Raw genomic sequence first — 23,604 nt, 5'->3', positions numbered from 1 at the left:
TTTTGACGGGCGCCTTTGCCGGCGCTTCTCGTCAGGCCGATACTGCCCGTTCCGGCGGGGCATATGCAATGGCAAACGGCCCTGCCCGGTCGAACGGCCAGAATTCCCCCTCCGGTTGCGCCAGCCGGTCCGCCACGGCCCACAGCGCCGCGGGGTTCACGCCGAGCCCGATATGGCTCGCCAGGTGCACCTCGATGTTCTCGGCGCGGTCGGAGGGACGCAACAAACAGGTTCGCCAGTTCACGACACCGTCGGCGCGCGAATAGATCGACGTCGCCGGCACCGGCAGATCGCCGGCGATCGCCTCGCGCAGTTCGGCAAAGTCCTCGACACGGTCGCCGGTCAGCGCTTCGTACAGCCGCGTGGCGTTGGTCGCCCGCACGTCGTTGGCAAACGGGCTGCCGAGCGTGACGACATAACGGACCATCTCGGGCGCCTGGAGCGCGAGATCGCGGGCATAGACGCCGCCGAGACTCCAACCGACCAGGCTGACCTTGCGTCCGCTCGTGGCGTGGATTTCGGCAAGGCGCGCGCGCAGGGCTTCCCTCATCCGTTCCAGCCCACCGAGATTGCGCCCCATCCGCCAGGCATGCGCCTCATAGCCGAGCTCGCTGAGATAGCGCCGCATCGGCGCCATCGAAAGATCGCTGGCAAGAAAGCCCGGCAGCGCCAGCACCGGATGGCCGTCGCCCCTGGGCGCGCGCATCAGGAGCGGCGACAGCATTACGCTGGCGTTGAATTCGAAAAGTCCACGCGCTTCGGCCAGCAGCAGGCCGAGGCTCGGCGGACGAAGCCGGCCCGACGCCTGCGGCTCGTCCGGCCCGGGCGGCATTTATTTCTTCTTGTCGCCGCTGCGCGGGCTGCCGAGACCGGCCATGGTGACGAACATGTCCTGAAACCGCTCGGCGATCTTGGGATCGAAGGTGAACCAGCTCTGGATCAGCGATTCCGGCGAGACCTTGTCGATGTTGGACATCATCTGCTGTTGCAACTTGTCCATCACGGCGGTCTGCATCGGCATCACGTCGGGTAGTCCGAAGAACTGGCGGGCTTCAAGGGGGGTGCAGTCAATTTCGATGTTAACTTTCATGTCCCCTCCAGATGAGATTCGAGCGGCCTGTCGCAGTATCGCCGCGAGACGGTGTGCAACGCAAGCGACCTGAGGCTGGCGGCCGGCCTTGCTTCCGCGATCGGCGGATATGGTCAATGAAATCGCGCCCGCCATGAGCCCGCTTCCTCGGCGCCCGGCGGGGCACGAGGGCCCCGCGGCCGGGGACTTCACCGATCGAAAGTCGAATATCGCCCGCGAACCCCTCGCCGCCAGATTGTCGGCCAGCATTGCTGCACAGCGGCGCAACTTGGCGCGTTCCTTGCTGGAATGGCGCTTGCACGGGTCGTGAACTCTGGGCAACATGGATTGGGACGCCCGCCGAACAATCAAAAATCACGGCGCGGCAGAGTGGAGAGGGTCAAGAATGTCAGTCGGTCGAACTCTGTTTGCGGCGACGCTCGCCGGTACGCTTGCGTTGGCGGTCTCGCCGGCGTCGAGCCAGACGCTACGTTATGCCAACCAGGGTGACCTGAAGTCGCTCGATCCCTATACGCTCAACGAGAGCACCACCCACGCCCATCTCGGTCACGTCTATCAAGGCCTCACCGCGCGCGACAAGGACCTCAAGATCATTCCGGCGCTGGCGGAAAGCTGGGAAACCCCGGAGCCGACCCGCTGGCGCTTCCATTTGCGCAAAGGCGTGAAATTCCACAACGGCGATCCCTTCACCGCCGACGACGTGCTGTTCTCGGCCGATCGCGTCCGCAAGAAGGGGTCCAACATGCAGACCCGCCTTGCTCCGGACGTCAAGGTGATCAAGGTCGACGACTACACCGTCGATTTCGTCCTGCCGTCGCCCAATCCCATCCTGCATAACGCGTGGGATGTCTGGTACATCATGGACAAGAAATGGGCCGAGGAGAACAACGTCGTCGACCCGACGCCGGTGGCGGCGACCACGCCGAGCTACGCCTCGCTCCACGAAAACGGCACCGGTCCCTTCATCATCGAGAGCCACCAGCCCGGCGTGAAGACGGTGTTCAAGGCCAATCCCAATTACTGGGGCAAGGTCGAAGGCAATTTGAAGGAGATCATCTTCACCCCGATCGCCTCCGACGCCACCCGCGTCGCCGCGCTGCTGTCGGGCGAAGTCGACGTCATCGAGCCGGTGCCGATCCAGGACATCTCCCGCGTCGATTCGAGCCCGAACGCCCAGGTGCTGAAGGGGGCGGAGCTGCGCACCATCTTCATCGGCTTCGATCAGGTCCGCGACGAGTTGCTCTACTCCAGCATCAAGGGCAAGAACCCATTCAAGGACATCCGGGTCCGCGAGGCCTTCTACAAGGCGATCGACATCGAGCTGATCAAGACGCGCGTGATGCGCGGGCTGTCGACGCCGTCGGCGTTGATGATCGCTCCGGAATTGTTCCTGCTGTCCAAGGAGTTCACCCGGCCGAAATTCGACCCTGAAGGCGCCAAGAAGCTCCTGACCGAGGCCGGCTACCCCGACGGCTTCGAGGTCACCATGGATTGCCCGAACGATCGCTACGTCAACGACGCCGCGATCTGCCAGGCCGTCGTCGGCATGCTCGCCCGCATCGGCGTCAAGATCAATCTGCTGGCGCAGCCCAAGGCGCAATACTTCGCCAAGGTGTTGAAGCAAGGCGGCTACCAGACCTCGTTCTACATGCTGGGCTGGACGCCGAGCACGATGGATTCCCACAACGTGCTCTTTGACATCATGGGCTGCCGCGACGATGCCAAATCCTCGCGCGGCGAAGCCAATCTCGGCGGTTACTGCAACAAGGAGTTCGACGCCATCACCGACAAGGTGCTGGTCGAAACCGACACCGCCAAGCGCAACCAGCTGATCAAGCAGGCCTACGAAATCGGCAACAAGGACTGGTCCTACATCCCGCTGCACCAGCAGGCGCTGGCCTGGGGCGTATCAAAGAAGGTCAACCTGCCGCAGCGCGCCGACAATCTGGTCATGTTCCACTGGGCGACCAAGAAGGAATAGCGACAGTTGAACACGAGGTCCCGGCAGCGTCAGGCTTCCGGGACCTTTCCTTTTCCGGCTGACAAAGACGTCAGCCAAACGCACACCCAAGGATAGTGGAAGGCATGCTCGCTTTCACTCTTCGCCGCGCCCTTCAGGCCATCGGCGTCATGTTCGCCGTCGGCATCATCGCGTTCTCGATGTTCCGCTTCGCCGGCGACCCGGTCAACCAGATCGTCTCGATCGATACGTCGGCGGCCGAACGCGAAGCCGTGCGCAAATCGCTCGGCCTCGATGATCCCGTGCCGGTGCAGTTCGTCCGCTATTTCGGCAACGCCGCGCAGTTCAAATTCGGCGTCTCCTATCAGTTCCGCCAGCCGGTCTCTACGCTGTTGATGGAGCGCATGCCCGCGACGCTGGAACTGGCGATCTGCGCGACCGTATTCGCAATGGTGTTCGGCATCCTGATGGGCGTCTATTCGGCGCTCAAACGCGACACCGTGCTCGCCAAATTATTCCAGGCGGTTTCGCTGATCGGCATCTCGTTGCCGACTTTCCTGATCGGCATTCTCCTGATCTATCTGTTCGCGGTGACATTGGGCTGGTTGCCCTCGTTCGGTCGCGGCGAGGTGGTCAAGCTCGGCTGGTGGACGACGGGGCTGCTCACGCTGTCGGGCCTGAAGGCGCTGATCATGCCCTCGATCACGCTCGGCCTGTTCCAGATGACCCTGATCATGCGGCTGGTGCGCGCGGAAATGCTGGAAGTGCTTCGGACCGACTATATTCGCTTCGCTCGGGCCCGCGGGCTGACCACCCGTGCCATCCATTTCGGCCACGCACTGAAGAACACGCTCATTCCCGTCATCACGGTGGCCGGACTACAGTTTGGCTCGGTTATTGCATTTTCGATCATCACCGAAACCGTATTCCAATGGCCCGGCATGGGACTTCTGTTCGTGCAGGCCGTGCAAAACGTCGATATCCCGATTATGGCCGCCTACCTGCTGATGGTCTCTCTGATTTTCGTCACCATCAATCTGGTGGTCGACATCCTCTACACCGTGGTCGATCCGCGCCTGCGCTCGACCATCGGCCGCGCGGCATAAGGCAGCCTCCATGTCCGACGTAGTCGCCTCAAATTCCGACAAGCCGAGCACGCTGCCGACGCATGCCGCCCGCAGCTGGCTCAGCCGCGCGCTCGACAGCGACATCTTCTATTCGTTCCGCCGCTCCAAGCTGACCATGGTGGCGGCGGCCATTACCGTGCTGTTCTTCCTGCTCGCGATCTTTGCATCGGCACTCGCGGTGCAGAACCCGTTCGATCCGGCGCAGCTGCAATTGATGAACTCGCGGATCTCACCGCTCTGGACCGCCGACGGCCAGAGCCCGTTCCTGCTCGGCACCGACGAGCAGGGCCGCGACGTGTTCTCCGCCATCCTGTATGGCTTGCGCATCTCGCTCGCCGTCGGTGTCGCCGGCGTGGTCTTCGCCGGCGCGCTCGGAATCGCACTCGGCCTGATCGCCGGCTATTTCGGGGGAGCGGTCGACGGCGTGATCATGCGGATCGCCGACGTGCAGCTCACTTTCCCCGCCATTCTGATCGCGCTGCTGGTCAACGGCATCGCGAAATCGATCCTCGGCAACCGGCTGGATGCCAACAGCATGCTAGTGGTGCTGGTGATCTCGATCGGCCTGAGTTTCTGGGTGGGATATGCCCGGACGGTGCGCGGCTCGGTCATGGTCGAGAAGAACAAGGACTACGTGGCCGCGGCGCAGCTGATTGGCCTGCCCGCGCCGAAGATCATGTTCCGCCACGTGCTGCCGAACACGATGGGTCCGATCCTGGTCATCGCCACCATCAACCTCGCACTCGCCATCATCACCGAGGCGACGCTGTCGTTCCTCGGCGTCGGCCTGCCCGACACCATGCCGTCGCTCGGCACGCTGATCCGCATCGGCAACAATTATCTGTTCGCGGGTGAATGGTGGATCGTCGCCTTCCCCGGCATCGCGCTGGCCGCGCTGATCTTGTCCATCAACCTGCTCGGCGACTGGCTGCGCGACGCGTTGAACCCGAAGCTTCGATGAGTATGCGTCGCCCATGACCGAACCCGTTCTCTCCGTGCGCAATCTCCAGGTCGAGTTCGCCTCCCGCCGCGGTACGCTGCGCGCGATCGACGGCGTCTCGTTCGACATCGCCAAGGGCGAGGTGCTCGGCGTGGTCGGCGAATCCGGCGCCGGCAAGTCCGTCACCGGCCTGGCGGTGATCGGCCTGATCGATCCGCCCGGCCGCATCGCCGGCGGCGAGATTCGTCTCGCCGGCCGGCGCATCGACAATCTGCCGGCCGAGGAGATACGCCGCATCCGGGGAAAACGGATCGGCATGATCTTCCAGGACCCCCTCACCTCGCTCAATCCGCTGTACCGCGTCGGCGACCAGATCATCGAGACGATCAAAACCCACCTGAACCTGTCCGAGACGGCCGCCCGCCGCCGCGCCATCGACCTGCTCGCCGAGGTCGGTATTCCCGCGCCGGAAAAGCGCATCGACGGCTATCCCCACGAATTCTCCGGCGGCATGCGCCAGCGCGTGGTGATTGCGCTGGCGATCTGCGCCGAGCCCGAACTGATCATCGCGGACGAGCCGACCACCGCGCTCGACGTCTCCGTGCAGGCGCAGATCATCTCGCTGATCAAGCGGCTCGGCCGCGACCACGGCACCGCCGTGATGCTGGTGACCCACGACATGGGCGTGATCGCGGAGACCTCCGACCGCGTCGCGGTGATGTACGCCGGCCGCGTCGCCGAGATCGGCCCGGTACAGGACGTCGTCAAGAATCCGCTGCACCCTTACGCCAAGGGCCTGATGGGCGCGATTCCGACGCTTGCCGGGGACGACAAGCGCCTGGTGCAGATCCCCGGCTCCATGCCGCGCCTGTCGGCGATCCCGCGCGGCTGCTCGTTCAATCCGCGCTGCGCCTTCGCCTTCGATCGCTGCCGGGTTGAACGGCCGGAGCCACTATCGCGCGGCACCCAATCCGTTGCCTGCCATCTCTACGACACCGTGCCTGCGGAGAGCGCGGCATGAGCACGCCTTTCGTCCAGGCCACAAATCTGCGCCGCGTCTTCGACGTCTCCAAACCCTGGCTCAACCGCGTGCTCGAAGGCGGGCATCTCGAATATCTCAAGGCTGTCGATCACGTTAGCTTCGACATCCGGAAGGGCGAGACATTTGCGCTGGTCGGCGAGTCCGGCTCGGGCAAGACCACGGTGGCGCGGATGGTCGTCGGCCTGTTGCCGCCGAGTTCCGGCAACGTGCTGATCGACGGCATCTCGATGACCGATCCACGGCAGGCGCAGGCGCGGCGAAAACTGCGCCGCCGCATCCAGATGATCTTCCAGGACCCCTATGCGAGCCTGAACCCGCGCTTCCGGGTCGATGCCATCATCTCCGAGCCGATCCGCGCCTTCGACCTGATCCAGGGCGAGCGCGACATCCAGGCGCGCGTCGGCGAACTGCTCAGCCTTGTCGGGCTGCATCCCGACGACCGGTTGAAATTTCCACACGAATTCTCCGGCGGCCAGCGCCAGCGCATCGCGATCGCGCGAGCGCTCGCCTCCGATGCGGAGTTCATCGTTTGCGACGAGCCGACCTCGGCGCTCGACGTCTCCGTGCAGGCGCAGATCCTGAACCTGATGCGCGACCTCCAGGACAAGTTCGGCCTGACCTACATGTTCATCAGCCACAACCTCGCCGTGGTCCGCCACATGGCGAGCCGCGTCGGCGTGATGTATCTCGGCCGCATCGTCGAGATCGCGGAGGGACGCGAGCTGTTCGCCCGACCGCGCATGCCCTACACCAAGATGCTGCTGGGCGCCGTGCCTGACCTCGCGATGTCGGGCCGCCAGCGTATTCCGGTGAAGGGCGAGATCCCGAATCCGATCAATCCGCCGCCCGGCTGCGCCTTCAATCCGCGCTGCCCGCTGGCGTACGATCTCTGCCGCAAGGAAGCCCCGGAACTGATCGCCGGCGTCGCCTGCCATGCGGTGAACACCGCGCCGGTCCCGGCGTGACGCGCGCGTGCCATGCGGTCCACGCATTGGCGGCACGGCATCGCCTGTGATCAATTGCGCGCGACAAATAAGGTAGCGAAATCCCATGGCCAGCAACGTCAATCCCGATCCCTTCACGACGCGCCCCGAGATCGAGGGCACATTCGGGGTCGTCGCCACCACACACTGGATCGCGACCGCGGTCGGCATGGCCATCCTGGAAAAGGGCGGCAATGCCTTCGACGCCGGCGTCGCCACAGCGTTCACGCTCCAGATCGTCGAACCGCATTTGAACGGCCCGGGCGGAGACGTGCCCATCATCGTGCATGACGTCAAACGCGCACGCACCGAGGTGATCTGCGGCCAGGGCCCGGCGCCGGCGCGCGCCACCATCGCCCACTACAAGAGCGAAGGCCTCGACATGGTGCCCGGCACCGGCCTGCTCGCGGCCTGCGTCCCCGGCACGTTCGAATCCTGGATGATGCTGCTGCGCGAATACGGCACGATGCGCGTGCGCGACGTGCTGGAGCCTGCGATCTCCTACGCGCGCGACGGTTATCCGCTGGTCGAGCGCGCCTGTGCCACGATCCAGACCGTCGAGCAACTGTTCCGCAAGCATTGGCCGACCTCGGCGGCGGTCTATCTGCCCAATGGCGAAGTGCCGAAGCCCGGCACGCTCTTCACCAACAAGACGCTGGCTGCGACCTACGCCCGCATTCTCAGCGAAGCCGAGAGCGGCGGCGGTGACCGCGACGCCGAGATCGAGCGCGCGCGAAAGGCCTGGTCGCAAGGTTTCGTTGCGGAAGCCATCGACAAGTTCTGCCGCACCCAGGAAGTGATGGATGTCAGCGGCTCGCCGCATCGCGGCGTGCTCTCGGCCGACGACATGGCGCGCTGGCAGCCGACGATCGAGGCACCGCTCACTTACGACTATGGCCGCTACACCGTCTGCAAGGCCGGCGTCTGGAGCCAGGGTCCGGTGACGCTCCAGCAGCTCGCGCTGCTCAAGGGCTTTGCGCTTGACGGGCTCGATCCCACCGGGCCGGAATTCATCCACCTCCAGATCGAATGCGCCAAGCTTGCGTTTGCCGACCGCGAGAAATTCTACGGCGACCCCAAATTCAGCGAGATCCCGATCGCGACGCTGCTGTCGGATGCCTATAACGACGAACGCCGCAAACTGATCTCAGAGAAGGCATCGCTCGACTTCCTCCCCGGTTCGGTCGAAGGTTTTGGCGGCGTGGTCAAGCTGCGCCGCGCCGAGGGGCAGCGCGAGGCGGTCGGCGCGCTTGGCGCGGGCGAGCCGACAGTCGGGCGTTTCGGCGAAGTGCGCGGCGACACCGTGCATTTCGACATCATCGACAAGGCCGGCAACATGGTGTCCTCGACGCCATCGGGCGGCTGGCTGCAATCCTCGCCGATCATTCCGGAGCTCGGCTTCTGCCTCGGCAGCCGCGCGCAGATGTTCTGGCTGGAGGAAGACCATCCTGCAGCGCTTGCGCCGGGCAAGCGGCCGCGCACGACGCTGTCGCCGACCATGGCGCTACGCGACGGCGAGCCGTACCTCGCCTGGGGCTCGCCCGGCGGCGACCAGCAGGATCAGTGGATCACGCAGTTCTTCCTGCGGCACGTCCATTGCAACCTCAATCTCCAGGAATCGATCGACGCGCCAGCCTGGCACTCCGAGCATTTCCCGATCTCGTTCTGGCCGCGCACCGCGCGCCCCGGCGTGCTCGTGGTCGAGAACCGCGTGCCGAAGGCGACGATCGAGAACCTTCGCGAGCGCGGACACATTGTCGAGGTCGGCCCCGACTGGTCGGAAGGTCGCCTCACCGCGGCCTCGCGCGTCGGGGTGCGCCGCCGCGCCGCCGCCAACCCGCGTGGCATGCAGGGCTACGCCGCAGGGCGCTGAAGGCAGCACATGACCTGGTCGATCATCGCGCGAGACCCTGCCACCGGCCAGTTCGGCATCGCTGTAGCTACCCGCTTCTTCGCCGTCGGAGCGCGCGTGCCCTACATCGCGGCCGGTCTCGGCGCCATCGCGACCCAGGCCTTCGTCAATCCCTATTACGGCATCGACGGCGTCAAGCTGCTGCGCGAGGGCCTGAATGCGCATGACGTTCTCGCCACCCAGCTCGCGACCGACGACGGCCGCGAGAGCCGCCAGATCCACATCATGGACGCCAGCGGCGCGATCGCCTCGCATACCGGGCGCGACTGCGTCGACTGGTGCGGGCACATCGCCGGCAGCGGCTTCTCGATCGCCGGCAACATGCTTGCCGGCGCCGACGTGCTCGACGAGACCGCGAAGACCTATATCGCCAATGACAGCCTGCCCTTCCCGCGCCGCCTGCTCGCCGCCATGCGCGCGGGCGAGGCCGCCGGCGGCGACAAGCGCGGCAAGCAATCCGCTGCGCTCCTGATCCACGGCGAGGAGGAATGGCCGGCGCTGGACATTCGCGCCGACGATCATCCCGATCCGCTGGGCGAACTCGAACGGCTGGAGCGCGTCAGTCAGGAACTCTGGGTGCATTTCCGCTCTTCCATGCCGACGCGGCAGAACCCGGCAGGCAACACCGATCGCAGCGTCATCGACGCCAGCATTGCTGCGAGCCGAGCAAGGCAATCATGAGCGCAAGTCCTCTCATCGAGATCAAGGATCTGCGCATCCGCTTCCACGGCGACGACGGCCGCGTGACCCACGCCGTCGACAGCGTCGATCTCAGCGTTGCCAATGGCGCGACGCTCGGCCTCGTCGGCGAATCCGGTTGCGGCAAGAGCGTGACGTCGCTGGCGATCATGGGATTGCTGCCGAAGCAAAGCGCGGAGATCTCGGGCGCGATCCGCTTCGACGGCTTCGACCTGCTGAAGACTCCTGACCAGACGCTGCGCGATCTCCGCGGCAACCGGCTCGCGATGATTTTTCAGGAGCCGATGACGTCGCTCAATCCGAGCTTCACCATCGGCGACCAGATCATCGAGACCATTCTGCGCCACCGCGGCGGCTCCCGGCGCAGCGCGCGCGAGCGGGCGATCGAGCTGCTGCGGCGCGTTCACATCCCCTCGCCCGAGCGCCGCATCGACGAATATCCGCACAAGCTCTCCGGCGGCATGCGCCAGCGCGTGATGATCGCGATGGCGCTCGCCTGCGATCCGCGGCTCCTGATCGCGGACGAGCCGACCACCGCGCTCGACGTCACCCTGCAGGCGCAGATTTTGGAGCTGATGCGCGAACTGAAGGCGGCGAGCGGCGCCGCCATCATCCTGATCACCCACGATCTCGGTGTCGTCGCCGAAGTCTGCGACGAGGTCGCGGTGATGTATGCCGGCGAGATCGTCGAGCGCGCGCCGGTCGACGAGCTGTTCGCGATGCCGCAGCATCCCTACACCGTCGGCCTGCTGGGCTCGATCCCGCGGCTCGATCATCGCGCCGAGCAACTGGCCACGATCGAGGGCATGGTGCCGAACATGGCGCAGCCACCCGCCGGCTGCCGTTTCGCCGCGCGCTGCCCCTTCGTGCTGGACGCCTGCACCGAGGTGCCGCCACCGCTGGTCGAAGTCAGCCCCGATCACCTCTCGCGCTGCATCCGCGCACCGCTCGAACTTCTGGTGTCGTGATGGCGCTTCTCGAGGTCGAAGGCCTGGTCAAGCATTTTGTCGCCGGGCGCTCGCTGTTCGGCCGGGCACTGGGGCATGTCAAAGCGGTCGATGGCGTCAGCTTCTCTCTCGACGCCGGCAAGACGCTGGCCCTGGTCGGCGAATCCGGTTGCGGCAAATCCACCGTCAGTCGCCTGGTGCTGCGGCTGATCGAGCCGGATGCAGGCACGGTGCGTTTCGCCGGCCGTGACCTGCTCTCGCTGGACGCCGGGGCGATCCGCGCCTTCCGCCGCGAAGCGCAGATCATCTTCCAGGACCCCTACGCCTCGCTCAATCCGCGCATGACGGTCGGCCAGATTCTCACCGAGCCGCTGGCGCTGCACGATCTGGTACCGCCGGCGCAACGGCGCGAACGCGTCGCGGAAATCCTGCGGCTGGTCGGTCTCGAGCCGCGGCTCGAACGGCGCTATCCGCACGAGTTCTCCGGCGGCCAGCGCCAGCGCATCGCAATTGCCCGCGCGCTTGCGGTCGAACCAAAACTGATCATCTGCGATGAGCCGGTCTCGGCGCTGGACGTCTCGATCCGCTCGCAGATCCTGAACCTGCTGCGCGAGCTTCAGGACCGGCTTGGGCTGGCCTATATCTTCGTCTCGCATGACCTCGCCGTGGTCAAGCACATCGCCGACCATGTCGCCGTGATGAATCTCGGCCAGATCGTCGAGACTGCCGAGGCGGACGCCCTGTTCGCGGCACCCCGCCATCCCTACAGCCGTGCGCTGCTGTCCGCGATCCCCATGCCTAAACCGCGGGCAAAGCGCAGCCGAATTGTGCTGCAGGGAGAGATCCCCAGCGCACTCAGCCCGCCGCCGGGTTGCCGCTTCCACACCCGCTGCCCCTACGTGATCGACCGCTGCCGCAGTGAAATGCCGCAGCTCGTGCCGGATGGCATCGGACATGCAACGGCCTGTCACCGAACGTCGGAACTGCCGTCCTCCGCGGCGATCGTCCCGTCCGACGGCGGCTTCTCGCCGGTCCTTGAAAAATTGGTCGCCGCCTTCAGCGGGGGCCCGGAAGCAGTCCGCGGCAGCGGGGTTAGTTCATTGGGAACGGACCCGGCATAGCCGCAAAACAGAGGTTGAGAGCGATGAGTTTCATGCGTTTGACAATCCTGGCGTCGGCTGTGCTGACGTCGCTCGCGGGCGCAGCCCAGGCTCAGACCACGCTTCGCGTCGGCATCGCCGAAGACCCCGACATCCTCGATCCCAGCATCGGCCGCACCTATGTCGGCCGCATCGTCTTCTCCGCCTTCTGCGACAAGCTGTTCGACATCGACGAGAAGCTCAACATCGTGCCGCAGCTCGCGCTGTCCTACGAGACTTCGGCCGACGGCAAGGAGATGACGATCAAGCTCCGGCCCAACGTCAAATTCCATGACGGCGAGCCGCTGGACGCCGAAGCCGCAAAGTTCTCGATCGAGCGTCACATGACGCTGCCGACCTCGTTCCGGAAGTCGGAGCTTGCCAGCGTCGACCATGTCGAGGTGGTCGATCCCCTGACCATCAAGCTGGTGCTCAAGACGCCCTACTCGCCCTTGATCGCCCAGCTCACCGACCGCTCCGGCATGATGGTCTCGCCGAAGGCAGCGAAGGAGGCGGGCGACAAGTTCGGCCTGCATCCGGTCTGCGCCGGCCCCTACAAATTCGTCGAGCGCGTCCAGCAGGACCGCATGGTGTTCGAGAGGTTTGCCGACTATTGGAACAAGGACAACATCCATATCGACCGCGTCGTGTTCCTGCCGATTGTCGACGCGACGGTGCGCCTTGCCAACCTCAAGTCCGGCGGGCTCGATTTGATCGAGCGCGTGCTGGCCACCGACATCAAGGACGTGCGCGCCGATTCCCGCCTCGTGCTGTCGACCGCGCCGGAGCTCGGCTATCTCGGCCTGACCGTCAATATCGGAAACGACAAGACCAAGGGGCCGCTGAGCCAGTCGGCGAAGGTCCGCCAGGCGCTCGATCTCTCGATCGACCGCGAAGCCCTCAACCAGGTCGTATTCAACGGCGAGTTCACGCCCGGCAACCAGTGGGTCAGCCCGAAGCATCCCTATTACCAGAAAGCGTTCCCGGTTCGCGGTCGCGATATCGCGAAGGCCAAGGCACTGCTGAAGGAAGCCGGCGTCACCGCGCCGGTGACGGTCGATTACATGATCCCCAAGGGCGCGGAGAACGAAGCCGTCGCCCAGGTCGTCCAGTCCATGGCCGCGGAAGCGGGTTTTGACATCAAGATCCGCGCGGTCGAATTCGCGACGACCTTCAAGCAGGCCCAGGCCGGCGAGTTCCAGATCTTCCAGATCAACTGGAGCGGCCGCATCGATCCCGACGGCAATTCCTACATCTTCATGCGCAGCAAGGCGCCGCAAAACGACGGCGTGTATTCGAACCCCGAGGCCGACAAGCTGATGGAAGATGGACGCATGACGTCCAACGTCGAGGAGCGCAAGGCGATCTACGAAAAGCTGACCAAGATCCTGCTTGACGATTTGCCGATCATCTACATCTACCACCGCACACTGCTGATCGCGCACACGAAGAAGCTCGACGGCTACAGGCAGATGCCCGATGGGCTGGTGCGTGTGGTCGGATTAAAGTTCAAGTGATCACGGCAGCGGTTGGGACGCGCGTGGAGCCATGCTGAACTTCCTCGCCCACCGAATCGCGCAGATCGTGCCGACACTGTTCTTCGTGTCGGTGCTGATCTTCTCGCTCCAGCAATTGCTGCCGGGCGATCCCGCGCTGGTGATGGCCGGCGAGGAGCGCGATCCCGCCGTGATCGAACAGATCCGCCAGCAGTACAAGCTGGATCAGCCGATCCCCGTGCAGTACGTCTATTGGCTCAAGGGCGTTCTCTCAGGCAATTTCGGCGAGTCGCTGCGCAACAAGATGCCGGTGCGCGAGCTGATCGCACAGAAGCTGCCGGTGACGCTCCAGCTCGGCTCGATGGCGATCCTGATCGCGTTCCTCATCGGCATTCCCGCCGGCATCATCTCCGCGGTGAAGAAGGGCACGGTTTGGGACTATGGCGCCAATTTGTTCGCGCTGTGGGGCATCTCGACGCCGAATTTCTGGCTCGGAATCCTCATGATCTTCCTGTTCTCGATTCACCTGGGCTGGCTGCCGGCCTCAGGCTATGTGCCGCTCACTGAGGACTGGCGCGCGAGCCTGGCAGCCACCATCATGCCGGCCTTCGTGCTCGGCAACGCAATTTCGGCGGTCCTGATGCGGCACACGCGCAGCGCCATGCTCCAGGTTCTCGAGAGCGACTATGTCCGCACCGCGCGCGCGAAAGGTCTCTCCGAGCGCTCGGTGATCCTCAAGCATGCGATGCGCAACGCGCTGACGCCGATCATCACCCTCGGAGCGCTCGAACTCGGCACGCTGTTGTCGGGCGCGGTGCTGACCGAGCAGATCTTCTCCATTCCCGGCTTCGGCAAGCTGATCGTGGATGCCGTCTTCAACCGTGACTATGCGGTGGTGCAGGGCGTGGTGCTGGTGACGGCCACAGTCTACATCACGCTGAATCTCGTTGCCGACGTCGCCTATGTCCTCGTCAATCCGCGGCTGCGAGGTTAGACGATGACCGACGCCGCACTGCCAGCCAGTCCCGCCACCCAGGCCTACGAGCTGGACAGCCCGGCCCGCCGTGCGCGGCGGCGCCTGTTCAAGCGCAAGGCCGCGGTCTTCGGACTTGTCGTGATCACGGCTTTCATCCTGCTTGCGGCCCTTGCGCCGCTGGTCGTGCCCTATGATCCCATTGCGACGAGCTGGAGCCTGGTGCGCAAGCCGCCCACCGCCGCCCACTGGTTCGGCACCGACGATCTCGGCCGCGACATCCTCAGCCGCGTCATCTACGGCGCGCGGGCCTCGCTAATGGCGGGTCTCATCTCGGTCGCGATCGCGCTCGGGATCGGTGTCCCCCTTGGTCTCCTCGCCGGCTATCGCGGCGGATTTGTCGACGCGCTGATCAGCCGGATCACCGATGCAATGCTGGCCTGCCCGTTCCTGATCCTGGCGATCGCGCTCGCCGCGTTCCTTGGCCCGAGCCTCGGCAATGCCATGATCGCGATCGGTATCTCGGCAACGCCGATCTTCATCCGTCTGACGCGCGGGCAGGTGCTGAGCGTCAAGGCCGAAGACTATGTCGAGGCTGCGCGCGCGCTCGGCAATCCGCCATGGCGGATAGCGTTCTCGCACATCCTGCCGAACATCCTGCCGGCGCTGCTGGTGCAGGCGACGCTGTCGATTGCCGCCGCCATCATCGCCGAGGCCGCCTTATCGTTTCTCGGTCTCGGCCAGCAGCCGCCCGCACCGTCCTGGGGCAGCATGCTCAACGCGGCGCAGCGCTTCCTGACCCAGGCGCCGTGGATGGCGATCTGGCCGGGCCTTGCGATCTTCCTCGTGGTGCTGTCGCTGAACCTGCTCGGTGACGGCCTGCGCGACGCACTCGACCCGCGCCAGCGCTAGCAGTCCCTCATGGTGAGGAGCGCGTTCTTACGCGCGTCTCGAACCATGAAGGCCCGACTGTCACCTGGAGCCATCGTTCGAGACGCGGCCTGACGGCCGCTCCTCAGGATGAGGACCTCAAATCACGGTCTCGCGCAGCACGCGGCGGCAATCCATCTCGTATTCGAGGTCGACCACCGGCGGCCGGGCAAAATGCCAGGTCAGGCCGGAGCGCAGCGCGCCGTGGCGGACCAGCTCGTCGACCAGCGCGTGGTGGAAATCGTGCACGGAATAGGCCTGCACGCCGGTGGTGTCCTTCCAGCCGAAGCCGAAGGCCGTCATCCGGTTCTCCATCTGCGACGTGGTGGTGAACCGCACCTTCTCGCGAAGCCCCTCCGAACTGAGGTCGCGATAGCGCACCGTGCGCTCGACATAGGTCCCGCCGCCCTCGCGCGCCTCGGCGCCACCGGCGATCACGAAGCTAGGACTCTTCGAGGTTGTCGGACGCGTGAAGGAGAAGGCATAGAACGACGGTTCGGATGGCGGATCGAACTCCGGACAGACATTGCTGCGCGCCACCGGATTGGTGGTGCCGTCGAAGATGCCCCATTCGGACAGCGTCTTCACATAATGCAGGTTGAATGCGCGAAAGCCGTCCTCGCTGAAGGCCGCCGGTGAGCGCAACTCGCAGGCACAGAACGCCGTCAGCGGACGCCCTGCTTCCTGGATATACTTCGCCGCGAGCGCAAATCCCTCGGCCAGCGGCACCAGGCGATCGAACCGAACCCGCTCGATCTCGTATCCGTCGTCAGCGGCAGCACCCGCCGAATACTGGAACACGGACGGAATGAAACGATAGTTGCCGGCGGAGAAATCACCAATCATGTCGAACTCCTATTCCAGTTTCATGCGGACACCCTTGGCGCCGTTGAGCAGGCGCTTCAGGTGAAAGCCGGCCAGGGAATCGTCGGCGTGCATCCCGACCAGCGCGGCAAAGGCCGGCATCGCCGCGACGTCGCCGGCTTCCATCTTGGCAAAAGCCTCGGAATATTGCGCCGTCCTTGGCGCTTCGAATTTTTCCTGCGGCAACGGTTCGAACGCACGCAGCGGTTCGCTGCGTCCGCGCAGCATCAGATCACCCACGGGACGGCCTTGAAAATGCTCGGCCGCCTTGGCGACGCTGGCACTGGCGCAGATGCGTGTTCCCAGATGCTTGTTGGCGGCCTCCAGTCGCGCCGCGATGTTGATGGTGTCTCCATAGGCGGTGTAGTCGAAGAAGCGGTTGCCTCCGAAATTGCCGACCAGTGCCGGCCCGGCGTGAATGCCGATGCGGGTGGTGCCGAAATTCACGCCCACGGCCCTCTGGCGCGCGCAGAAATCCTGCGCCCAGGCATCGAGGTCATGGGCGCAGGCGACCGCACGCGTCGCATAGTCCGGCTGATCGCCGGGCGCATTGAAGAGCACCTGGATCGCATCGCCGATGATTTTTGCGACCGTCCCCTCATGTGCGAAGATGGTTTCGGTCATCCCGCCGACATATTCGTTGAGGAGCGCGCCCAGCGTCTCGGGCGGCGCGCTCTCGACCAGAGAGGTGAACCCGGTGATATCGGTAAAGATGGTCGCGACATCGCGCCACTGCACCTCGATCCCCTCACCCTCGCCGCCGGCCACCAGACGCTTGGCGAGCTCGGGCGAGAAATGGCGCGACAGCGCGGCATGGGCCCGCTCCGCCTCCATCTGACGGCGCCGCACCTCCCGCAGCATCTCGATATGGCGAATGGTCTTCTCGATCGTGGCCTCCAGGTCGGCGAAGTCGATCGGTTTGGTGAGGAAGTCGAACGCGCCGCGGTTCATGGCGGTGCGGATGTTGCTCATGTCGCCATAGGCCGAGACGATGATGGTCGATTTCTTGTCCTCGGCCTCCTGGAGCTTCGCCAGCAGCGACAGCCCATCCATGCGCGGCATGTTGATGTCGGAGACCACCATGTCGACATGCGGGTTCTGCTCGAGCGATTCCAGCGCCTCGACGCCGTCGCGTGCAAACATGATGTCCACGAGCCCGTCGCGGATCTGCCTGCGAAATTTTTGCAGGATCAGCGCCTCGAGGTCTGGCTCGTCATCGACGAAGAGGATGGTCGAAGTCATGCGGCTTGCTCGAGCCTCGTGTCGATCTCCTGCCGCAGCAGCGCAAAATCGATCGGCTTGGTGAGGAGCCCGATGGCGCCACGCTCGATCGCCTTCCGGCGCGTCTCGGCGTCACCATAGGCCGTGATCATGATGACGGGAACGTCCGGATGCTCGGCGCGCACCCTGGGCAGCATGTCGAGCCCACTCATGCCGGGCATATTGATGTCGGACAGGATCAGGATCAACGAGGGGTCGCGCACCTCGGAGGCGAGCCTGAGCGCATCGGACGCGGACGGCGCGAATTCCATCTGGAAGCGTCCGGCGCGCAGGTCACGCCGGAACTGCTGCCGGAACAGCGCCTCGACGTCGGGCTCGTCATCGACGACCAGGATGTAAACGTTCAACTCTTGCCTCCGGGAGTGCCGCCTGCCGCCATCATGCGCGGCAGCGTGATGATGAATTCGGTGAATACACCGGGCTCGGTGTTCACGTCGATCGTGCCGCCGTGCTGTTTCACGACGATGTCATGACTCATGGACAGGCCAAGCCCGGTGCCCTCGCCGGCCGGCTTGGTGGTGAAGAACGGATTGAACAGTTTCGCCTTCACCTCGGGCGGAATCCCTGTGCCGTTGTCGCGGATCCGGATCTCGACCTTGTCGCCGAGGTTTTTGGTGGCCGCGTTCAAGGTGGGCTCGAAGCCGTCCGTCGCGCTCTCCTTGCGCTTGGCCGCAGCATAGAAGCCGTTCGAGATCAAATTGAGCAAGACGCGCGCGATCTCCTGCGGATAGACATCGACCATCCCGGCCCCAGGGTCGAACTCGCGCTCGAGCGTGACGTTGAAGGCGGGCCGTTCCGCGCGCGCGCCGTGATAGGCGAGATTAAGGCTCTCCTCGATGACCGCGTTGATATCGCTGGGGCGATGCTCGCCGGAACCTGCGCGCGAATGCAGCAGCATGTTCCTGACGATGGAATCGGCGCGCTTGCCGTGCTGCACCACCTTTTCCAGATTGCTCCTGAGCATGCCGGTCAGCTCGTCGACCTCCTCCTTCGTCTTGCCGTCGAGCGAAGCCGATTGCAGGGCCTGGTTGAGTTCATCGATCAGCTCGGTCGAGACCGAGGAGAAATTGTTGACGAAATTGAGCGGGTTCTTGATCTCGTGGGCGATCCCCGCCGTGAGCTGGCCGAGGGAGGCGAGCTTCTCGGTCTGGATCAGGCGATCCTGCGCGGTACGCAGATTGTCGAGCGACTGCGACAGCTCTGTGGTACGCTCACGAAGCTGCTTGAGCAGTCGAGCGTTCTCGATCGCAATCACAGCCTGTTTGGTGAAATTCTCAACCAGTGCGATCTGCTTGTCGGCGAACGGACGGACCTCCTTGCGATAGACCGCGATCGTGCCAATCAGCTCGTTCTCCTTCAGCATCGGCACGATGACGATCGTACGGGCGCCGGCGACGTCTGAGATCGCGCGAACGGCAGGCCCGCCAGCAAGATAGGCAGGTGTGTTTCGCACATCGTGAACGTGGACGACCTCACGTGTCCTGACGACCTCGGCGAGCGCGCTGTTCGGACGAGGTCGGATTTCCACATCTTTTCGCGAAGCAGCGAACGCAGCCGGCACATTGTAATCCGCCGCAATCGTGAAGCTTTCACCGTCCCAGAGATTCATGACGCCGAAACTTGCGCCACAGACCCGCGTCGCATTTTCGAGCATTTTGTAGAACACGGGAGCGAGTTCACCCGGAGAGGAACTGATGACCTCCAGCACCTCAGAAGTCGCCGTCTGTTGCTCGAGCGTTTCGGACAATTCAGCCGTCCGCCGCTCGACCTTGTTTTCCAAATCCGCATAGGATTCCTGCAACCGCGCGCCCATGTCGTTGAACTGGTCGGCGAGTCCTTCAAGCTCGTCGCCGGTCTTGATCGAGATGCGCTGCGAGAAATCGCCGCCGCCGATCCGCTCGGCGCCGCTGCGCAGGGCCTGGATCGGTCCGACCATGCGGCGTGCGAGAAAAATCCCGGCGAGCACCGCGAAGATCGACGCTGCGAGCAACACGATCGCCAGCCGCTGCAGCGAAGCATAGAGCGCCGCATAGGCCTCCTCGACCGGCAGCTCGACGAGCATGGTCCAATGCAGCGGCTCGATCGGGGCCGATGTGGTCAGCACCTTCTGCCCCTGGATATTGCGCGCTTCGGGGAGCGCGTCGGACAGGGTGCCGCCTCCAGCCTGCGCGGCGCGCACCTGCGCGAGGCCCGACATGTCGGTGTTGCGCAGCACCAGGCTGATGTCGGGATGCGCGATCAGGCGTCCCTCCGGGCCGACCACATAGGCGTGCCCGTGTTCGCCGACCTTGATCTGGGACACGACGTCCCAGATCAGCTTGAGATTGACCTCCGCGATGCTGACGCCGGCATCCTTGCGCGCGCCGGCCAGCGCGAGCGTCATGTAGGGCTCGGACTCCCTGCGGAAATAGACCGGGCCGTAATAGACCTTGTGCGCGACCGCCTCGGTGAACTTCGGGTCGGCCGACAGGTCGATCCCGCTGTCGATCGCGTCCATGGCCAGCCGCGAGACCCGCAAGCGCTCCTTGCCGGTCGCATCCACCTGGGCGAGCTCTGTGACCGCGGGCACCTGGCGCAGCAGCCGTTGTGCGTCGAACCGGCGCTGCTCGATCGAGCCCGCCGACCAGGGCAGCTGCGTGGTCCAGCCGAGCTGGCTCTCGATCTCCTTGACGAACTGGCCGATCTTGGCCGCCGCTGCCTCGGCCTGCTCATGCTGGACCCGGATCAGCGCGGCCTTGTGCTCGCGATAATAGAAGAAGACTTCGAACAGCCCGTTGGCCAGCAGCGCAATGGCGACGACGGCCACGAACAGCGCGACATATTTGGTGAAAAGCCGGGTCCTGATCCCGCGCCCCGCCGCCTCGCCGGGCACGACGCCAGCCGCGGCAGCGCTCGGCGCTGTCCTGGCTTGCGGGGTATCGGGGTGGAGGGAGATGCTCATCCCGGCGAATCTAGCAAGAAGGCCGGAACTTGTCTCTCGCCAACGCGGAAAGGACTCCCCCGTAAGCCTGACGGCGTCCGCAGGCTGCGGGACAAATGAAAAGGGCGGCAACGGATGCCGCTGCCGCCCTCTGGTTCGCTGACCTGCGGCTCAGGTCGGTCGCAGCGCCTTGGAATTGAGGTCGAGATCGTTGACCTCCTTGTTCCGCTCGGAATCGGCCGCCGCGCGGTGGTCGGTTGCCAGCACGACGTAGACCGCGGGCAGCACGAACAGCGTGAACAGCGTGCCGATCGACATGCCGGCGACCACCACGAGACCGATCGAGAAGCGGCTGGCCGCGCCCGCGCCGGACGCAGTCAGGAGCGGGATCAGGCCGGTCACCATCGCGGCCGTGGTCATCAGGATCGGCCGCAGACGAATGCGGGCCGACATCTCGATGGCCGAGCGGCGGTCGAGCCGCTCGTTGACCTGGAGCTCGTTGGCGAACTCCACCATCAGGATGCCGTGCTTGGTGATCAGGCCGACCAGGGTCAGCAGACCGACCTGGGTGTAGATGTTCATGGTCGCCATGCCAAAGAACAGCGGGATCAGCGCACCCACGATCGCCATCGGCACCGAGATCATGATCACGAACGGGTCACGCAGGCTCTCGAACTGCGCCGCCAGCACCAGGAAGATGATGATCAACGCAAAACCGAAGGTGATCGCAAGCTGGTTGCCCTCCTGCACGTATTGCCTGGAGTCCGCGAGATAATCGTGGCTGAAGCCGGCCGGCAGCTTCTTCGCCTCGCCTTCGAGGAAGTCGACCGCCGATCCGACCGTCACGCCGGGCATCGGCACAGCCGAGAACGTCGCCGAATTGAGCTGATTGTAATGCGTCAGCGAATTCGGATCAGTCTTGGTCCTGACCGAGACCACGGTCGACAGCGGGAGCTGCTGGCCCGTGTTGGTCGTCACATAATAGCCGCCGAGCGATTCCGGCGAGAGCCGGCTGCTGCGCGGCACCTGTGGGATCACCTGGTAGGACCGGCCCTCCAGATTGAAGCGGTTGATGTAGTTGCCACCGAGCAGCACCGCGAGCGTAGAGCCGAGGTTCTGCATATTAACGCCGAGATCCTGCGCCTTGGTGCGGTCGATCGTGACCTCCACGTTCGGCTGGTTGTAGGCGAGGTCGCTGTCGGAGACGATGAACATGCCGCTCTTGCGCGCGGCGTCCTTCAGCTTCTCCATCTGCTCATAGACCGTCTGGAAGCCCGCGGTGGAATTGATCACCATCTGAACCGGCAGACCGCCGGGGCCACCCGGCAACGGCGGCAGGTTGAACGCGAAAGCCTGCACGCCCTCGATCTTGGAAAGCTCGGCCTGCACCAGCGGCTTCAACTGGATCGACGAGCGCTTGCGCTCGTCCCACGACTTCAGCAGCATGCCGGCGATGCCGCCCTGCGGGCCGTTGATGCCGTTCAGCACGAAGCGCAGATCGGTTTCGGGGAACTTCTGGAATTTCTCGTCGAGCTTCTCGCCGTAGAAATCGACATAGTCGATGTTGGCGTATTTCGGCGCCTTGGTCACCGCGAACACGATGCCCTGGTCCTCCTCAGGCGCCAGCTCCTTCGAGGTGTGCATGTAGAGGAAGCCGACCAGCCCGAGGATCGTCACCGCGAACAGACCGGTGATCGCCTTGTAATCGAGCGAGCGGTCGAGCCTGCGCCCATACCAGCGCGTCAAAGCGCCGAACACCTTGTTGACCAGCTTGGCGAAGCGGCCCTCTTCGGTATTCTTGAGCAGAATAGAGCACATCATCGGCGACAGCGTCAGCGCGATCACACCTGACACGATCACCGAGCCCGCGAGCGTGAAGGCGAATTCGCGGAACAGCGAACCGGTCAGGCCGCCGAGGAAGCCGATCGGCGCGTACACCGCCGCGAGCGTGATGGTCATGGAGATGACCGGCCCAACGATTTCGCGCGCGCCTTCCAGCGCCGACTGAACCGGCGTCTTCCCCTCCTCCAGATGGCGATGGATGTTCTCCACCACGACAATGGCGTCGTCGACCACGAGGCCGATCGCGAGCACCATCGCGAGCAGGGTCAGAAGGTTGAAGCTGAAACCCAACGCCAGCATCAAGGTGCAGACGCCGATCATCGACAGCGGAATGGTGACGACGGGAATGATGACCGAACGGAGCGAGGCCAGGAACAGGAAGATGACCACGATCACGATGATCACGGCTTCACCCAGCGTCTTCTCCACCTCGTCGATCGAAGACTGGATGAACTTGGTCGAGTCGTAGGCAACCTTCATCTTCATCGACGGCGGAAGATTGCGCTCGAGTTCGGGGAACAGCGCGCGCACGCCCTTGACCAGCGTCAGCGGGTTGCCCTGCGGCGTCGCGTTCACGCCAATGAAGATCGCATGCTCGCCATTGAAGGCGACGCTGGCATCCGTGCTTTGGGCGGCGAGCTCGACTGTGGCGATGTCCTCCATCCGCACAAAGCCGCCGTCCTTGGCCTTGACGATCATCTTCCTGAACTGGTTGACGTCAGTCAGGCTGGTGTTCGTCGAGATGTTGGAAACGATCAGATAGCCCTTGGTCTGCCCCGCTGCGGACTGGAAGTTGTTGGCGGCGATCGCGGCGGCGACATCGGCCGGCGACACGTTGCGGCCGGCCATCTTCATGGGATCGAGCCACAGCCGCATCGCAAAGGTCTGGCCGCCCAGAATGTCGGCCGAGGCCACGCCGTCGACCGTCGACAGCACCGGCTGCACCACACGCGTCAGATAGTCTGATATCGCCGAGCCCGACAGCTCCTCGGAGGAGAAGCCGAGATACATCACGGCCGTGGTCTGGCCGGTGGTCTTGGTGACGATCGGGTCGTTGGATTCCTTTGGAATCAGGTACTTGACCGAGTTGGTCTTGGCGAGCACCTCGGTGAGCGCCTGGTTCGGATCGAAGTTCAGCTTGATGTAGACCTGGATCGTCGAGGTGCCGAGCACCGAGGACGAGGTCATGTAGTCGACGCCTTCGGCCGAGGCGACCGCCTGCTCGATCGGCGTCGTGATGAAGCCCTGGATCAGGTCTGCGGACGCGCCGGGATAGACGGTCGTGATGTTGATGACCGTGTTCGACAGCTTCGGATATTGCCGGATCGGCAGCACCATCGCCGCGCGCAGGCCGATCAGCAGGATCAGCAGACTGACGACGACCGACAGGACCGGTCGCTTGATGAAAATATCGGTAAAGCGCATCGCGGCGATCTCGATTTCTTTGTCTCAAGAAAAG

The 23,604-nt window shown here is 64.4% G+C and carries 19 protein-coding genes; 12 read left to right on the top strand and 7 right to left on the bottom strand.

The features are described 5' to 3' along the window. Positions 1-31: 31 nt before the first annotated feature. Entirely contained in the window at positions 32-832 is an 801-nt protein-coding gene (locus ABIB95_RS06165) for an esterase/lipase family protein (protein ID WP_354238235.1), read from the bottom strand. Beyond that, entirely contained in the window at positions 833-1,090 is a 258-nt protein-coding gene (locus tag ABIB95_RS06160) for a DUF6489 family protein (RefSeq protein WP_071915885.1), read from the bottom strand. 385 nt (positions 1,091-1,475) lie between these two features. Here ABIB95_RS06160 and ABIB95_RS06155 point away from each other — a divergent pair, with 385 nt between their 5' ends. The 12 genes from ABIB95_RS06155 to ABIB95_RS06100 all read left to right on the top strand — a co-directional run bounded on the left by ABIB95_RS06155 (position 1,476) and on the right by ABIB95_RS06100 (position 15,220). Continuing rightward, positions 1,476-3,071, top strand: a complete 1,596-nt coding sequence (locus tag ABIB95_RS06155; protein ID WP_354238234.1) for an ABC transporter substrate-binding protein — start codon at positions 1,476-1,478, stop codon at positions 3,069-3,071. A gap of 104 nt (positions 3,072-3,175) precedes the next feature. After that, positions 3,176-4,156 carry an ABC transporter permease gene (locus ABIB95_RS06150; RefSeq protein ID WP_063984746.1) on the top strand — a complete coding sequence of 327 codons (981 nt, stop codon included), beginning with the start codon at positions 3,176-3,178 and terminating at the stop codon, positions 4,154-4,156. A 10-nt stretch (positions 4,157-4,166) separates the two neighbouring features. Continuing rightward, positions 4,167-5,138 (top strand): ABC transporter permease, encoded by a 972-nt coding sequence (locus ABIB95_RS06145; protein WP_071915888.1) that lies wholly within the window; start codon positions 4,167-4,169, stop codon positions 5,136-5,138. 13 nt (positions 5,139-5,151) lie between these two features. Beyond that, on the top strand, positions 5,152-6,138 hold the full coding sequence (locus ABIB95_RS06140; protein WP_354238233.1) for an ABC transporter ATP-binding protein: 987 nt from the start codon (positions 5,152-5,154) through the stop codon (positions 6,136-6,138). Continuing rightward, positions 6,135-7,124, top strand: coding sequence for an ABC transporter ATP-binding protein (locus ABIB95_RS06135; protein WP_354238232.1), 990 nt, complete (start codon positions 6,135-6,137; stop codon positions 7,122-7,124). Before ABIB95_RS06140 ends, ABIB95_RS06135 begins: the two co-directional genes overlap by 4 nt. 85 nt (positions 7,125-7,209) lie before the next feature. Then, positions 7,210-9,015: a gamma-glutamyltransferase family protein gene (locus ABIB95_RS06130; RefSeq protein WP_354238231.1), complete on the top strand. Its 1,806-nt coding sequence runs from the start codon at positions 7,210-7,212 to the stop codon at positions 9,013-9,015. Between the two features lie 9 nt (positions 9,016-9,024). Then, positions 9,025-9,735 carry a DUF1028 domain-containing protein gene (locus tag ABIB95_RS06125; protein ID WP_354238230.1) on the top strand — a complete coding sequence of 237 codons (711 nt, stop codon included), beginning with the start codon at positions 9,025-9,027 and terminating at the stop codon, positions 9,733-9,735. Further along, the gene (locus ABIB95_RS06120) at positions 9,732-10,721 is read left to right on the top strand and encodes an ABC transporter ATP-binding protein (protein WP_166350860.1); all 990 of its coding nucleotides are present in this window, start codon (positions 9,732-9,734) and stop codon (positions 10,719-10,721) included. The genes ABIB95_RS06125 and ABIB95_RS06120 overlap by 4 nt, the downstream gene beginning before the upstream one ends. Further along, positions 10,721-11,821 (top strand): ABC transporter ATP-binding protein, encoded by a 1,101-nt coding sequence (locus tag ABIB95_RS06115; RefSeq protein ID WP_354238229.1) that lies wholly within the window; start codon positions 10,721-10,723, stop codon positions 11,819-11,821. Before ABIB95_RS06120 ends, ABIB95_RS06115 begins: the two co-directional genes overlap by 1 nt. Before the next feature lie 23 nt (positions 11,822-11,844). Next, positions 11,845-13,356 (top strand): ABC transporter substrate-binding protein, encoded by a 1,512-nt coding sequence (locus ABIB95_RS06110; RefSeq protein WP_354238228.1) that lies wholly within the window; start codon positions 11,845-11,847, stop codon positions 13,354-13,356. A gap of 31 nt (positions 13,357-13,387) precedes the next feature. Further along, complete coding sequence (locus ABIB95_RS06105; protein WP_071915894.1) at positions 13,388-14,329, top strand: ABC transporter permease; 942 nt, start codon at positions 13,388-13,390, stop codon at positions 14,327-14,329. A gap of 3 nt (positions 14,330-14,332) precedes the next feature. Continuing rightward, on the top strand, positions 14,333-15,220 hold the full coding sequence (locus ABIB95_RS06100) for an ABC transporter permease (protein ID WP_039151440.1): 888 nt from the start codon (positions 14,333-14,335) through the stop codon (positions 15,218-15,220). A 117-nt stretch (positions 15,221-15,337) separates the two neighbouring features. Here ABIB95_RS06100 and cnbZ read toward each other — a convergent pair whose 3' ends face one another. From cnbZ to ABIB95_RS06075, 5 genes are all read right to left on the bottom strand, one after another. Then, the gene (cnbZ, locus tag ABIB95_RS06095; RefSeq protein WP_354238227.1) at positions 15,338-16,084 is read right to left on the bottom strand and encodes a 2-amino-5-chloromuconate deaminase CnbZ; all 747 of its coding nucleotides are present in this window, start codon (positions 16,082-16,084) and stop codon (positions 15,338-15,340) included. A gap of 9 nt (positions 16,085-16,093) precedes the next feature. After that, entirely contained in the window at positions 16,094-17,344 is a 1,251-nt protein-coding gene (locus tag ABIB95_RS06090; RefSeq protein ID WP_166350852.1) for an adenylate/guanylate cyclase domain-containing protein, read from the bottom strand. Continuing rightward, a complete protein-coding gene (locus ABIB95_RS06085) occupies positions 17,341-17,730 on the bottom strand; it encodes a response regulator (protein WP_166350850.1) in 390 nt (129 codons plus the stop codon). The genes ABIB95_RS06090 and ABIB95_RS06085 overlap by 4 nt, the downstream gene beginning before the upstream one ends. Beyond that, positions 17,727-20,324 (bottom strand): sensor histidine kinase, encoded by a 2,598-nt coding sequence (locus ABIB95_RS06080; RefSeq protein ID WP_354238226.1) that lies wholly within the window; start codon positions 20,322-20,324, stop codon positions 17,727-17,729. The genes ABIB95_RS06085 and ABIB95_RS06080 overlap by 4 nt, the downstream gene beginning before the upstream one ends. A 150-nt stretch (positions 20,325-20,474) precedes the next feature. Continuing rightward, a complete protein-coding gene (locus tag ABIB95_RS06075; protein WP_071915899.1) occupies positions 20,475-23,570 on the bottom strand; it encodes a MexW/MexI family multidrug efflux RND transporter permease subunit in 3,096 nt (1,031 codons plus the stop codon). Positions 23,571-23,604: the final 34 nt, after the last annotated feature.

It is taken from the genome of Bradyrhizobium sp. LA2.1 (assembly GCF_040547725.1).
Taxonomy (GTDB): Bacteria; Pseudomonadota; Alphaproteobacteria; order Rhizobiales; family Xanthobacteraceae; genus Bradyrhizobium; species Bradyrhizobium barranii.
Note: the sequence above shows the minus strand (reverse complement) of the source record. Positions and strands in the feature narration are given on the sequence as shown.

Excerpts from the sequence above, each read along its gene's own strand:
- ABIB95_RS06165 (WP_354238235.1), bottom strand. The coding sequence starts at position 832 with ATGCCGCCCGGGCCGGACGAGCCGCAGGCGTCGGGCCGGCTTCGTCCG.
- ABIB95_RS06160 (WP_071915885.1), bottom strand. The coding sequence starts at position 1,090 with ATGAAAGTTAACATCGAAATTGACTGCACCCCCCTTGAAGCCCGCCAG.
- ABIB95_RS06155 (WP_354238234.1), top strand. The coding sequence starts at position 1,476 with ATGTCAGTCGGTCGAACTCTGTTTGCGGCGACGCTCGCCGGTACGCTT.
- ABIB95_RS06150 (WP_063984746.1), top strand. The coding sequence starts at position 3,176 with ATGCTCGCTTTCACTCTTCGCCGCGCCCTTCAGGCCATCGGCGTCATG.
- ABIB95_RS06145 (WP_071915888.1), top strand. The coding sequence starts at position 4,167 with ATGTCCGACGTAGTCGCCTCAAATTCCGACAAGCCGAGCACGCTGCCG.
- ABIB95_RS06140 (WP_354238233.1), top strand. The coding sequence starts at position 5,152 with ATGACCGAACCCGTTCTCTCCGTGCGCAATCTCCAGGTCGAGTTCGCC.
- ABIB95_RS06135 (WP_354238232.1), top strand. The coding sequence starts at position 6,135 with ATGAGCACGCCTTTCGTCCAGGCCACAAATCTGCGCCGCGTCTTCGAC.
- ABIB95_RS06130 (WP_354238231.1), top strand. The coding sequence starts at position 7,210 with ATGGCCAGCAACGTCAATCCCGATCCCTTCACGACGCGCCCCGAGATC.
- ABIB95_RS06125 (WP_354238230.1), top strand. The coding sequence starts at position 9,025 with ATGACCTGGTCGATCATCGCGCGAGACCCTGCCACCGGCCAGTTCGGC.
- ABIB95_RS06120 (WP_166350860.1), top strand. The coding sequence starts at position 9,732 with ATGAGCGCAAGTCCTCTCATCGAGATCAAGGATCTGCGCATCCGCTTC.
- ABIB95_RS06115 (WP_354238229.1), top strand. The coding sequence starts at position 10,721 with ATGGCGCTTCTCGAGGTCGAAGGCCTGGTCAAGCATTTTGTCGCCGGG.
- ABIB95_RS06110 (WP_354238228.1), top strand. The coding sequence starts at position 11,845 with ATGAGTTTCATGCGTTTGACAATCCTGGCGTCGGCTGTGCTGACGTCG.
- ABIB95_RS06105 (WP_071915894.1), top strand. The coding sequence starts at position 13,388 with ATGCTGAACTTCCTCGCCCACCGAATCGCGCAGATCGTGCCGACACTG.
- ABIB95_RS06100 (WP_039151440.1), top strand. The coding sequence starts at position 14,333 with ATGACCGACGCCGCACTGCCAGCCAGTCCCGCCACCCAGGCCTACGAG.
- cnbZ (WP_354238227.1), bottom strand. The coding sequence starts at position 16,084 with ATGATTGGTGATTTCTCCGCCGGCAACTATCGTTTCATTCCGTCCGTG.
- ABIB95_RS06090 (WP_166350852.1), bottom strand. The coding sequence starts at position 17,344 with ATGACTTCGACCATCCTCTTCGTCGATGACGAGCCAGACCTCGAGGCG.
- ABIB95_RS06080 (WP_354238226.1), bottom strand. The coding sequence starts at position 20,324 with ATGAGCATCTCCCTCCACCCCGATACCCCGCAAGCCAGGACAGCGCCG.
- ABIB95_RS06075 (WP_071915899.1), bottom strand. The coding sequence starts at position 23,570 with ATGCGCTTTACCGATATTTTCATCAAGCGACCGGTCCTGTCGGTCGTC.